Here is a 12,343-nt window from a genome sequence, read left to right on the forward strand (position 1 = left end):
CCGCACCACCGCAGCCCGACCACAGGTCGCGCGAGCCGCAGCACGGGCATCGGTCGCGTTGTACGAACGCGACGGCCTCGAGGTACCCCAGTGGATCCGCGACGCCGCCGAAGGGCGCCCGACCACCCCACCAGCCGAACAGCCCTGACACCGGCTCACAGTCCGTAGACCGAAAGGCCCGCACCCCGACACGCCGGGTGCGGGCCTTCTCCGTTGCGCAGGGAAGGGTCGGCGGCTCGCGTCGGACCGGGCCACCCTGCGGGCGTCCACCGAATCGAACTCCGCTGCGCTCCGTCCTGTGAAAAGAATCCTTGTTTTCCCTTCTGGCCTTCCGATTTTGACCGGCGGTGACCTCCGCGCAACCGCCGGCGTCCGCTGCGCTCCCGGCCCCAAGGGGCTCCGAAAACTTTTCACAGACGCCTCCGGCTGAAAACTTCCCGGCCCGACCATTGCACTCCGGCCCCCTCATGCCGGTCCAACTCTCCTCTGCCAGAACGGCAAAAAAATTGGCGGGCCGCGAGGTCGCCACGTTGAGCAGGGGAGCGCGAGATGCCGAAGACCACCGCCCAAAAAGCCCACAGCACCACCGACACCGACAACTACGGCGCAGTGGTCACCCACACCACCGCCACCATCGTCGGACGCCAGAAAGCCGTGGTCAACGTCCATGCCGCCGCCACCGACGACGCCCAGATGATCGTCACCTTCAACCGATTGATGATGACCTTCCGCTCCGCCGCCGCCGTCCACGCCTTCATCGCCGGACTAGCCGACGCACGCACCCTCATAGGCCGCATCGACAACCAAGCACCCCAGCCCGGGGGACCGGGCGACGACTACGCCCGCGCCGCAATGTCAGTGGTCTGGATCGCGCCACCGGAAACCGCCGTCACCCCGCGCGAGCAGTACATCCCCGCCCGGCGGCGCACCATGCACTGGGTCGAGGTCCACATGGGACCGGTCACCTGGCGCATCATCGACCGCCTCGGCTACGTCACCATGCTCGACGAGCTCCGCAACGTGCACCGCATGGCCGTCGCGATCTTCACCGACGGCGACCAGTACACGAGCGACCCGACCACCCTCACCGACGCATTCGACGACGCCGAACGCGAACACCAGGAAGATATGGCCGCACCCTGGCGACGACGTTTGTAGCCATACCTGATCCGGCCCCGGAACCCGAGACGGATTCCGGGGCCGAGCTGTATCCATCCACAGGAAACGTCTCTATCCCCAGATTCCGGAAAATGCCTGCGCATCGCGGACCTCGCTGGCGCTCGGTACGCGATGCTGGAAGAACCACGCACTACAGGCCGCCCGGCTCACCCACCCGAAGGAACACGACACCGATGATCACCTGGACCGTCACCACCCGCCCCGACCGCCGACCCGAAGCCATCACCACCGCAGGAGCAGAACCAAGCCTCATTGCGGCGAAACGCGCCGCCGCCGACGCAGTCCGCTACGCCCTCCTCGACGCACAAGCCCACGCCGACACCAGCCCCACCAACACCCCACCGACCTACCTCGTCACCATCGACGGAGCCTGCGCACTCATCGTCAGCCTCGGAGCCTGCCGACCCGCCAATCACACCGGAGTCCTGGACAACCTCGAACACTTCGACGGCACCGCCACCCACCTGCTCTACCTATAGGCAGGCCAAGGGGAGCAGACCTGAAAGCGTTGCGAGAGAACGACTCTGTCGGTCCCCACTGCAATACTCGCCCTCATGCGCATCAGAACACTCACCGGCCCACCGCTACCAGCAGAGATCGCAGCGAACACAGCGCGACTCCTCGCGCTCGTGGAACTGAACAACGCCCGGCCCCAATCGGAACCGAACGCCACGGCCAACGACCGCAGCCGCCACGCGCGACACTGCTGAATCTGCCAACCCCTACAACCAAAAGTCCGGTGACCGTGAACGGCCACCGGATCCTGGTGCTTCTACTTATCAGCCTTAGAACAACTGCAACCAAGCGATCAGCAAGTCAACGGCTCCGTGAACCCACGGACCCACCACATCCCAGACCGCCAGCAGCACTGCCCACACAGGAGACGAAACCTCGTCACCCTGCCACGGCACATCGACACCAAACATGTGGCACACCAGCTGAATCCGCCAGTGCACCTGCGCCAGTATCGACAAGGTCCTCACGGGTCGTGAACCCTTGAACCTCGCGGACCATCCTCTCCAGCCTGCTCGCCCGGTCTCGGACCCATCATTCTTCTCTGCTGCCATAATAGTTTCCTCTCGTTGTGAAATTCCGTCCCGTTGTTGGAGTGATTTGCGCACACGTGTGGCATATCGGCCTTTCGGTTGGATTCTCGATATCTTGGCTCAGCGGTTGCTTCGCCTCCATCAGGGTCCCACATAGAGGGCCTTTTCGCAACCTCTCGAAGAAAGTGAAGTCGCCACATATTCGCAGGTCAAGAGTGGTTTATAAGTTTAATTGCGCACTTATCGAGCGCAAATTATTGTCGGATTAAAAGCAGCGGATATCTCTGATTAATTTCCGAATATTCGCGATTAATTGCGCGGAATAGATAAAGGTTCGACAAAAAATGTATCCAGGGTCTACGAGCTGCCGCGACACCGAGCGTGGCCGGTCTCCGTCGCTCCCGCACAGTCACCGCGCCAGCTCCGCAGGTAGGAGGTGGTCACCCGCCGACGTCGACGAGCGGTCTCGCATTCCGCCTGCCGGCGGTGCCGGCCACCCTGCGGGCGTCCACCGAACCGAACTCCGCTGCGCTCCGCACCGCGAAAGACATCGATTTCTTGTCGCACATCTGGCTCCCGGCGATACTGCATCACCCGTGCCCGCCGCCTCAACTCCTCGCTCCGCTGCGCTACGGCCGAAGGCTCCGAACACTTTTCGTCCCGTACTCGCTGCGCTCCCACGAAAACTGTCCGGCCGCGGGGTTGCCCCGTCGTTCCCGTGCGCTGCTGTCTCTCCTCACGCCAGATGACGGCGACAAGAAATTGGCAGAGCAGGCCGGGGGACCGGTCACGAGGGAGAGGGGCCAGTCATGGCATCACGGACCAAGACCAGCACAGCGGACAAGGCCGAAGCACGCCGCGAGCTGGCGGCATCACTGCACGCCTCGATCACCGACAAGGTAGCCGAGCTGACCAGCTCCGACACGTGGCGCGCGTACCTCGACCACGTGGCCTCGTTCCACTCCTACAGCACTGGCAGGGTTGCCGTATTCGATCCTCCGAATAGCGGGACTCAGGAGTCGCGGTCGGCGGCGTAGTTCGCCCATTGGCCGCTGGCTCGGAGCGTGTGCTGCGCGACGGTGTGTGCGTTCAGGCCCAGCATCGTGGCGAGTGCGCTCGGTGGGAGCTCTCGGGTGAGGTGGGCGATGGCGGACAGTCTCAAGGCCTGCGGACTGATACCGATGCGTCGCAGCCGGTTTCCGAGTGCGGTCGCCGTGAGTGGCATGTCAGCACGGTGACCGGGGAAGAGCCATGTCTGAGGTATCTGCTCGGCGGTTCCTGCGCGTCGTGGTCGGGGTAGTTGCAGTGCGATCTGGGCGAACGGGTCCGGTAGGAGGAGCGTGTCGGCGTTGCCGAGTCGCAGTTCGACTCCGGCGTCGGTTTCGGTGACGTGGGCAGTGGTGAGTCCGGCGATACGGGTGAGCGGTTGGGCGAACAGCGCGATCAGAGCGCCGGCGAGCCTGTCGGCGGGGTCCAGCGACTCGTCGTGGACGAGGCGTCGACTGATCTGCCACCTCTCGTCGTCGCCGGTGGGGACTTCCGCTCGGCCTCGGTAGCTTGAGGGGAGGGTGAGTGTGCGGGGCAGGTGTCTGTTGCGTCGTGCCCACGTCAGGAAGGACCGCACCCGCCAGCGGACCGCTCCGGGCGCGCTGAACCAGGTGTCGATGTCGTGTTGTGTGCAGTCGCCGAGCTCTTTCGAGCGCTGCTGCAGGAGGTCGAGGAACAGTGCCGTTTGGCGGATCTGTGAGCGAGCGTTCTGGGCGCCGACATGGGCTTCTCGTTGCTCGGTCGCCGCGCGCAATCTGGGTAGTACGGCCCATTGTGTCCACCTGGTCAGGAGTGCGCGGTGGTTCGGGGTCAGGCTGCTCAGTAGTTGGGGGAGTTGGGCTTCGAGGCGGCGCAGGTTTCGGTCGATGTCGGGACCGAGGATGCCGGTGGCGACGAGGAGCGAGCGCAGGTGCTCGACCGACTTCGGGTGCGGGAGGGTGTCGAACGAGGTGTGTGTGAGGGCTGTGCTGCCGTCCTGGATGGAGAGCAGCAGTGGTGTGGTGCGGATCAGCCACCGACGGGTGGTGACGGGTTCTGCGTGCAGGAGCGGCTGCCGCAGAGGTGCGAGCGGGCTGTCGGCTCTTGGAGGGATGATCGTGTCGAGGCGGCGGGTCAGTGTGCACCGGTGACACAGGGTGTCGCCTTCGACGCTGGTGAGAGCTGATCCTGTTGCGTCGCAACAGGTGCAGGTGCGACGCGCCTTCTGGCGGCACCACCGACAGGTGTCGTCGTCGTCCAACAGTTTGTCCGGCTTCGTGCAGCCGGCGCACGCACCGCGGTGCTGCGTAGCGCGTTTTCTGCAGCGGTCGCACACCGTCGTGCCGCGAACCTCTGCGGTGGTGCAGATGCGACACCGTCCTGCGATCACCGTCGCCGGATGTCAGCGCGTCGGGGTGTGCGGGTCTTGGCGCGGGTGGTGGCGGCCGCGGTGTCGGGGCGGTGTGTCGATGTTCCGGTCGCGGTCCCGCTGGCGGGTTCGGCGATCGGTTCGATCAGGTCGTTGGGTGTGCAGGTGAGGATGTCGCACAGTGCCATCAGGGTGCGCAGGCTCAGACGTTCGGGTGTCCCGGTGACCAGGCGATACACCTGCGCTTCGGAGAGGGTGATGCCCCGTTCTGCGAGGAGAGGTCCGAGTCCGGTGGTCGCGAAGATGCCCTGGTCGGCCAGGAGGCGGCGCAGGTGCCACTGGTAGTTCAGCTGCGTTTGCGGCATCAGTTCTCCCCGTCGGTGCTCGCGGTGGTGAACGCCCGACTCAGTGCTCGTCGGAGGGCGTTGTTCTTGTAGTCGGTGCCGACGCTGGTGTAGATCGCGGTGGTCGATCCCCAGGAGTGTCCGAGTTGTTGCTGGACGAAGAGGTGATCGAAGCCGTCCTCGAGCAGATGTGTCGCATACGAGTGGCGCAGACAATGCGGGCCGAGGTGCTTTTCGAGCCCGACGGCGTCGCGGTACTCGGCGAACCGTTGGGAGATCGACACCGCCCCCACCCGTGCGCTGCGCTCGGTGGGCCAGAGGGCGAGTTGGTCGGAGTCGTAGAGGGGCCGGATCTCGGTGACCCACTCGTCGACGGCCTCGGCGGCCCACTCCATGGTGGTCAGGACGGTGCGCCGCCGCGGTGGCCCGCCGGAGAGGGCTTTGCCGTGTCGCACCGACAGCGCCCCGTAGCGGCCGAACTCTGCGGCCGCCGGGTTGGCGGTCCAGTCGACGATGTCGAGCATCGAGGCCTCCCGGCGGCGCAGGCCCCAGGCGTAGATCACCTTGAACAACGTCGCGTCGCGATAGCTCGCCAACCATCCCTTGCGGCCGGAGGCACCGACCCGGCTCACCCGGGTGTCGCAATAGTCGAAGAACGCCTGCAACTCGTCGCGGGTCAGCGGCCGATTCCCCGGCCGCCCTTCGTAGTCGCTGCGGTGCACGACCATGTTCCACTCGTGGAAGATCTGCACCGGGTGCACCCCAAAGTGCCGCTCACAGACCTCGTGCCACCGGTAGCGGACGTCGGAGATGTAGCTGCAGAACAGCGATGCCGCCATCTGATACAGCCGCACCGTCGAATGCGCGGACCCCGACTCCACCAGATGCGTCGTCCACTCCTCGACGTCCGCCGACGACCACCGCCACGGGTAGTCGTTGGTGAAGACCACCAACCGGCGCACGATCTGTGTCCGCCGCTCGATGGTCAGGTTCGCGAGCATCCGCGAGCGCTGCTGTTGCTCCCAACCTTCGATCATCGCCGCGAGCACGGTCTCCTCGGGCGCGAGCAGCGACAGACCGTCCCGCATCAGGTGATCAGCCGACCCCTCGGCGCGAGAAGCGCCGGACCCGACGGTGTCCTTGGCCGACATCGCATGAACGTATCATGCATCCAATGCAAGGGCCGTGATGGTGTCGAGGGGATTCGTGGCGATCGGTGGCTCCGCCGGTCAGGAAGTGGTGACGGCGTTTCCGTCACCGTCGACGACTGGGCTCTGGGCCCGAACAGTGTTCGTGGAGAACGTGATCAGGTTTCCGTCGCCGTCGACGGTCGCGAACTCCGTCGTTCCCCAGTCCGTCGCGACGGGATGGCCGGCGTCTGCCGGGTGCAGGACGCCCGCGCGCGAGAGTTCGTCGTACAGTTCCGTGATCTCGTCGACGGTGATGCGGCAGCTGGCCGTTCCGGCGAGGAAGGTCTCCGCTCCGCTGCACACCGGCCACGGCGCAGGGTCGGTGCGGGTGGTCCAACTGTCGTCGTCGGCGGCCCACAGGTGCATCTCGACGTCGTCTCGAGTGAGCTTGGCGAAGGTGGGATCGGAGTACTGCGCCGTGAAGCCGAAGGAGCGGGTGTAGACGGCGATCGCTGTCTCGATGTGTCGTACCGGCAGCGCGGGGACCGCTCTGGACATACCCATGGGCAACCTTAACGCCGACGAGCAGCACGAGGACCGGGTCGAGGCCTCGCCGCAGCCGCGGCGCGCCGTCCGTCCGACGGTTCAGCAGTGGTGCGTCGGGCCGGTGGTTACCCGACCCTCCTGCGCAGGGACGCAGCCACTTGATCGACGGTCGGAAGGCCGGCTGCGCCGGCTTCGGTCCGGTAGATGCGGCACGCGAGTTCGGTGAGCTGAACCGCATCGTCGAAGGCGTCGACGCCGTCGACGAGGATGGTGGGTGAGCCGGCGAACGCAGACCCGGCAGCCTCGGCGGCCGAGGTGATCGGCCGGAACTCGATCTTTATGTCCGGGAGCCCGATCGCGGTAGCCGCCTCGCGGACTCGGTCGGCCGCTTCTCTCCAGTTCGGGCAATCGTCGAAATACAGGATCTCCACCTTCATGGAGACGAGTGTGCCCCTCGCGGGTCCGGATGAGCCGCGATCACGTTGTGGCCACGGCCGGCAGGATCTGCACTCGGGCCGGCGGTGATACCCGTAGGGGGTATGTCTTGGTACGGTGGCAACGTGTCTGACGGTGCTCGGCGACGATCGTCGGCGGCGTCTGCGTTCTCGGTGCTGCGGACGGTGCTGATCGCGCTCGGCGTGGTGCTGATGCACACGACCCTGCCCGTCCCCACCGCCGCGGCCCATGACGCGATGCCCGCACCGGGGCCGGTGAGCAGCGTGGTCGTCCACCACTCTGCTGACACGCCCACCGTCGACGTCGAGACGGTGGCGGCAGATATGTCGTGCCCGAGCGGTCACGACATGGTGCATCCGTGCATCGGGACGGTCTCGTCCTTCTCTGCGTTGTCGGTGCCGACCGGCACTGCCGAGCTCATGCCAGTACTCGACAACGCGTCCGGCCGTGTTGTCGCGATCGTGGCTCGGGCAGGTCGTGCTCCCCCGTGGGCGGTGTACTCGCTGGACAAGTCGGTATTTCTTCGGGTGTGACGGGGAGTCCGGGGCCATGGCGCTCCGGCGGATCGCACGCAGATCCACCTCGTCCTTCGTTCGACACACCTCAGGAGTACTTCCATGCGTATCAACAGAAAAACGACCACTGTCCTCGCTGCCGCGGCGTTCGGCATTACCCTCCTCGCAGGGTGTGGCGACGACGGATCGGGCACGTCGATGGAGGGCCACTCGATGGGCTCGTCCACCTCGATGGAGTCCTCGTCGGCGCAGTCCGCGGATCCCGCCGCGAACTTCACCGACGCCGATGTCATGTTCGCGTCGATGATGTATCCCCATCACGCGCAGGCCGTCGAGATGGCCACCATGGTCGACGGGCGCACGACGAACCCGGAGATCGTCGCCCTGGCAGGGGAGATCGCCGCCGCCCAGAAACCCGAGATGGAGCAGTTGACGTCGTGGTTGGCGGCGTGGGGTCAGCCGGCGCCGTCGTCGGACGCGAGTTCGATGGACGGTATGGATCACGGATCGGGCAGCGGGATGATGACCGCACAGGACATGGACTCGCTGATGGCCGCGTCGGGTGCTGACTTCGACCGGCAGTGGCTGACGATGATGATCGCCCACCACCAGGGCGCGGTCACGATGGCGGAGAAGGAGATCGCCGACGGCTCCAACACGGACGCGGTCGCGATGGCCCGCACCATCGTCGAGACGCAGAACTCGGAGATCTCTCGCATGCAGCAGCTCCTGGGCTGACCGAGAACCCGGCCGGACCCGCTGCCGCGCGGGTTCTGCTCGACGAACGATGCAGCCCCGCCACGATGTCGGTGCGGGGCTGCATCGTGCCGGAGGGGCGCAGGTCAGTCCTGCGGGGTGCCCGAGCCGGGCCGGAGGTCGAGTCGGCGGAGCAGTTGGGCGTTGGCGGCGACGATGATCGTCGACAGGGACATCAGTATCGCTCCCACCGACATCGGCAGCACGAATCCGATCGGAGCGAGCACGCCGGCGGCCAGCGGCACGGAGAGCAGGTTGTATCCGGCGGCCCACCAGAGGTTCTGCTTCATCTTCCGGTACGCAGCGCGGGAGAGGTCGACGACCGACAGTACCGAGCGGGGGTCGTCGCTGGCGAGGATCACCCCGGCGGAGGCGATCGCGACATCCGTGCCGGCTCCGATGGCGATGCCGACGTCGGCGCGGGCGAGGGCGGGGGCGTCGTTGACACCGTCACCGACCATGGCGACCTTCCTGCCCTCGTCCTGAAGGTCCGCCACCCGCTGCGCTTTGTCCTCGGGGCGCACCCCGGCGAAGTAGCGGTCGATACCCAGCTCACCGGCGACCGATGCGGCGACTGCGTCGGCGTCGCCGGTGATCATGACCACCTGCACCCCACGGGCGTGTAGATCGGCCACCGCGGCGCGGGACTCGGGTCGGATCTCGTCGGCCAGTTTCAGTGCTCCGATCACGGCGGCGTCGGCGACGACATGCAAGATGATGGCCCCGTCCCGCCGCCACCGATCGGCCGCGTCGAGCTCGGAGCGGTGCTCCTGCTCGAGCATCGCCGGACCACCCACCCGGACGGCGGCGTCGCCGTCGACGACCGCGGACACCCCGACTGCAGGGGAGGACCGGAAGTCCTGTGCAGACGGGATATCGAGTCGGCGGCTCTCGGCGGCGGCGACGATCGCGCGTGCCAACGGGTGCTCGGAGTCCGCTTCCGCGGCGGCCGCCAGCGCCAGAACCTCCTCGACGGTGCGTCCGTCGACGGCCTCGACGTCGGTGACGGCGGGTTCGCCGCGGGTGAGGGTGCCGGTCTTGTCGAACAGGACGGTGTCGACGGTGCGCATCGACTCCAACGCGAGGCGGTCCTTGATCAGTACGCCGCCGCGGGCGGCGCGTTCGGTCGCGATGGACACCACCAGCGGAATTGCCAGGCCCAGCGCGTGGGGGCAGGCGATGACCAGGACGGTGATCGTGCGCACGACCGCATCGTCGGGGGACCCGAGGAGAGTCCAGGCGGCGGCGGTGAGGACGGCGGCACCGAGGGCGAACCAGAACAGCCACGCCGCGGCGATGTCCGCGATCCGCTGGGCCCGCGAGGTCGAGTTCTGCGCGTCGCTGACCAGGCGGCGGATCCCGGCGAGGGTGGTGTCCTCGCCGATGGCGGACACCCGCACGCGGATTCCTGAATCGGTGGCGACGGTGCCGGCGACGACGGTGTCCCCGTCGCTGCGGCGCACGGTGCGGGACTCGCCGGTAATCATCGACTCGTCCATGCTCGCCGCCCCGGAGACGACGACACCGTCGGCAGGGACCCGGCCGCCGGGGCGCACGACCACCACGTCCTCGATCTGCAGTTGCGCCGGATCCACGGCGGTCACGTCACCGTCGGCGTCGACCCGCTCGGCGGTGTCGGGCAGCAACGCGGCCAGGGAGTCCAGTGCCGACGTCGTCTGTGCGAGCGAGCGCATCTCGATCCAGTGCCCCAGCAGCATGATCACGATCAGCAGTGCCAGCTCCCACCAGAAGTCGAGCTGATGGTCGAGCAGTCCGACACTCGCGCCCAGCGACGAGACGAAAGCGACGGTGATCGCCAGCGCGATGAGCAGCATCATTCCCGGTGTACGGCTGCGGATCTCGCCGACCGCGCCCGTGAGGAACGGGGAGCCGCCCCACACGAACATGACCGTGCCCAGCATGGGAGACACCCACCCGATCCAGGAGCTGTCCGGCAACGAGTACCCGAGGATCATCGCGAACATGTCCGACGCTGCGATCACCGGAACCGCCAGGACGGCCATCACCCAGAACAACCTGCGGAACTGGGCTGCATGATCGCCGTGGCCGCCGTGGCCGCCGTGGCCGCCGTGGCCGCCGTGGCCGCCGTGGCCGCCGGCCATGCCGTGATGGTCGTGATCGTGCGAAGTGTCCGTCCGAACGGTGGTCGGTGATGACTCGATCATGTCAACTCCTCGATCTCGAATGTGGTGCTGTGCAATGACTTGGTCGGTCGGCGTGCCCGGAAGTGCTGCGGTCCTACCGCATCTCTGCTGTCGGCTACCAGCCGTGTCCGGCTTCCTACATACCCCTAGGGGGTATGTAGATCAGACCATACGCCCCTCGGTCGGCTGCGGGAAGGTGCGTCGTCTCACTCGGACTCGATTCCTGCACGCACCGGATCGTGCAGCCGATGCAATTCCGAACCCTTCTTCAACAACGTCCTCTTGATCCTCAGCCAGAAACCAGAGGCTACGCAGGTTGCCGGATTCCGTGCCTGGCAGCAACGCGGACGGCAGGTTCGCAAGGGCGAGAAAGCGATCCGGATCTACGGCTACAGCTCCCGCACCGTCACCGAGACCGACCCCGACACCGGCGACGAAGAAACCCGCAAGGTGCCCACGTTCCCGATTCTGTCGGTGTTCGACCACTCCCAAACCGACCCGATCGAAGGACACCCCCAGCCCGAGAAAATCGCCCAGCTCCTCACCGGTGCCGATCCGGACGCGATCTACGACCGCGTGGCAGCGATCATGACCGGTCGCGGATGGACCGTCACCCGCGAGGCGATCACCAGCAGCGCGAACGGCTACACCACCACCGACGGCTCACACCGGATCGTCGTCGACGCAGCCCTCGAACCCGCAGCGGCCGCGAAAACGATGATCCACGAGGCAGCGCACGCGATCATGCACGCACCCGAACTCATCGGACCCGAAGCCCGAAAGGACCTGCACCGCGGCCGCATGGAAGTCGAAGCCGAATCCGTCGCCTACGTCCTGGCCGGGATGCTCGGACTCGACACCAGCGCCTACAGCGTCGGCTACATCGCCGGATGGGCAGCAGGAGACCTCAAGCAGGTCACCGCCACCGCGAAAGCAGTGCTGACCGCCGTCCACGAGTTGGCCGACGCCCTCGATCCTGCCGCCGCCGAGTCGGACGACGGCGAGGGCACCGGGACCGGGCAAGCCGCATAGGTGCACAGGGAGGTTCGCCGGCCGAAATGTTCCGGCCGGCGGATCAGGCCACCTGCGGTGTCCACCGAATCGAGCTCCGCTGCGCTCCGCACCGTGGAAGAGCGAAGACGTTTTTTCACAGCGGTTCTGGCTCCCGGCGAGCATTCATCACCCGTGCCCGCCGCCTCAACCCCTCGCTCCGCTGCGCTACGACCGAAGGCTCCGAACACTTTTCGTAGAGCAGTCGCTGCGCTCCCACGAAAACTGTCCGGCCGCGGGGTTGCCCCGTCGTCCCCGTGCGCTGCCTTCTCTCCTCACGCCAGAAACGGCGAAAAAACGTGGGGGAGGACGCAAGACCGACCCGGCACGAGTTCCGAAGGGCAGCAACAGTTATGACCGAGACCACGAACACCGAGACCGCTACCTGCATCGCGGACGGACCCGACTGCACCGGCGACGTCGAATACCGGGACGCACTGTCCGGAACCGGAGTAGCGCACCCGAGATGCGACAAGCACTGGCAAGACCGGCTCGGCCTCGAGGACGACCTCCGACGCCGCTACCCGGCCCACGCACCCGCCGACTTCGACCCCACCTACGCAGGGGAGCGGTGGGACGAGGACTACTGATCCGCCACGCCCACCACCGATCGACCAGACAGAGGAGCAAAAGTCATGACCGCCAACGACAACGACGACTACTGGACCATCTACGACAAAGCCCTCGACGCGGCCGCCGAATGCCGGAGCGTCGAATCCCTGATCGACACCCTCAACCGCTACTACCCGCCCTCGTCCGGC

At 66.5% G+C, this 12,343-nt stretch carries 13 protein-coding genes; 7 read left to right on the top strand and 6 right to left on the bottom strand.

From position 1 onward, the window contains the following. Positions 1 to 549 precede the first annotated feature (549 nt). The 3 genes from BH93_RS27700 to BH93_RS27710 all read left to right on the top strand — a co-directional run bounded on the left by BH93_RS27700 (position 550) and on the right by BH93_RS27710 (position 3,262). On the top strand, positions 550 to 1,158 hold the full coding sequence (locus BH93_RS27700; protein WP_052065215.1) for a hypothetical protein: 609 nt from the start codon (positions 550 to 552) through the stop codon (positions 1,156 to 1,158). Between the two features lie 194 nt (positions 1,159 to 1,352). Continuing rightward, complete coding sequence (locus tag BH93_RS27705) at positions 1,353 to 1,658, top strand: hypothetical protein (RefSeq protein WP_037174628.1); 306 nt, start codon at positions 1,353 to 1,355, stop codon at positions 1,656 to 1,658. 1,376 nt (positions 1,659 to 3,034) lie between these two features. Next, positions 3,035 to 3,262 carry a lipase chaperone gene (locus BH93_RS27710; protein ID WP_037174627.1) on the top strand — a complete coding sequence of 76 codons (228 nt, stop codon included), beginning with the start codon at positions 3,035 to 3,037 and terminating at the stop codon, positions 3,260 to 3,262. Here the strand turns inward: BH93_RS27710 and BH93_RS27715 are convergent. The 5 genes from BH93_RS27715 to BH93_RS27735 all read right to left on the bottom strand — a co-directional run bounded on the left by BH93_RS27715 (position 3,238) and on the right by BH93_RS27735 (position 7,077). Continuing rightward, entirely contained in the window at positions 3,238 to 4,512 is a 1,275-nt protein-coding gene (locus BH93_RS27715) for a hypothetical protein (RefSeq protein ID WP_155291002.1), read from the bottom strand. The two genes, BH93_RS27710 and BH93_RS27715, sit on opposite strands and share 25 nt — an antisense overlap. 125 nt (positions 4,513 to 4,637) lie before the next feature. Continuing rightward, positions 4,638 to 4,985 carry a helix-turn-helix domain-containing protein gene (locus tag BH93_RS27720; protein WP_080739093.1) on the bottom strand — a complete coding sequence of 116 codons (348 nt, stop codon included), beginning with the start codon at positions 4,983 to 4,985 and terminating at the stop codon, positions 4,638 to 4,640. After that, entirely contained in the window at positions 4,985 to 6,115 is a 1,131-nt protein-coding gene (locus BH93_RS27725) for a tyrosine-type recombinase/integrase (protein ID WP_037174625.1), read from the bottom strand. Before BH93_RS27725 ends, BH93_RS27720 begins: the two co-directional genes overlap by 1 nt. A 78-nt stretch (positions 6,116 to 6,193) precedes the next feature. After that, the gene (locus tag BH93_RS27730; protein WP_242459275.1) at positions 6,194 to 6,652 is read right to left on the bottom strand and encodes a VOC family protein; all 459 of its coding nucleotides are present in this window, start codon (positions 6,650 to 6,652) and stop codon (positions 6,194 to 6,196) included. 113 nt (positions 6,653 to 6,765) lie between these two features. After that, positions 6,766 to 7,077: a hypothetical protein gene (locus BH93_RS27735; RefSeq protein WP_037174624.1), complete on the bottom strand. Its 312-nt coding sequence runs from the start codon at positions 7,075 to 7,077 to the stop codon at positions 6,766 to 6,768. Positions 7,078 to 7,200: 123 nt separating this feature from the next. Here BH93_RS27735 and BH93_RS27740 point away from each other — a divergent pair, with 123 nt between their 5' ends. Together BH93_RS27740 and BH93_RS27745 are read left to right on the top strand one after the other, a co-directional pair. Continuing rightward, complete coding sequence (locus tag BH93_RS27740; protein WP_155291001.1) at positions 7,201 to 7,629, top strand: hypothetical protein; 429 nt, start codon at positions 7,201 to 7,203, stop codon at positions 7,627 to 7,629. Positions 7,630 to 7,713: 84 nt separating this feature from the next. Next, complete coding sequence (locus tag BH93_RS27745; RefSeq protein ID WP_037174621.1) at positions 7,714 to 8,349, top strand: DUF305 domain-containing protein; 636 nt, start codon at positions 7,714 to 7,716, stop codon at positions 8,347 to 8,349. 104 nt (positions 8,350 to 8,453) lie between these two features. On the opposite strand, the gene BH93_RS27750 is transcribed toward BH93_RS27745, so the two are convergent. Further along, complete coding sequence (locus BH93_RS27750) at positions 8,454 to 10,553, bottom strand: heavy metal translocating P-type ATPase (RefSeq protein ID WP_052065213.1); 2,100 nt, start codon at positions 10,551 to 10,553, stop codon at positions 8,454 to 8,456. A gap of 261 nt (positions 10,554 to 10,814) precedes the next feature. Between BH93_RS27750 and BH93_RS27755 the strand changes: the two genes are divergently transcribed. Both BH93_RS27755 and BH93_RS27760 read left to right on the top strand, forming a co-directional pair. Then, positions 10,815 to 11,564, top strand: coding sequence for an ArdC-like ssDNA-binding domain-containing protein (locus BH93_RS27755; RefSeq protein WP_242459276.1), 750 nt, complete (start codon positions 10,815 to 10,817; stop codon positions 11,562 to 11,564). 371 nt (positions 11,565 to 11,935) lie between these two features. Then, positions 11,936 to 12,172 (top strand): hypothetical protein, encoded by a 237-nt coding sequence (locus BH93_RS27760; protein WP_037174619.1) that lies wholly within the window; start codon positions 11,936 to 11,938, stop codon positions 12,170 to 12,172. The last annotated feature ends 171 nt before the right edge of the window (positions 12,173 to 12,343 follow it).

This window comes from Rhodococcoides fascians A25f, assembly GCF_000760935.2.
Classification (GTDB): Bacteria; Actinomycetota; Actinomycetes; order Mycobacteriales; family Mycobacteriaceae; genus Rhodococcoides.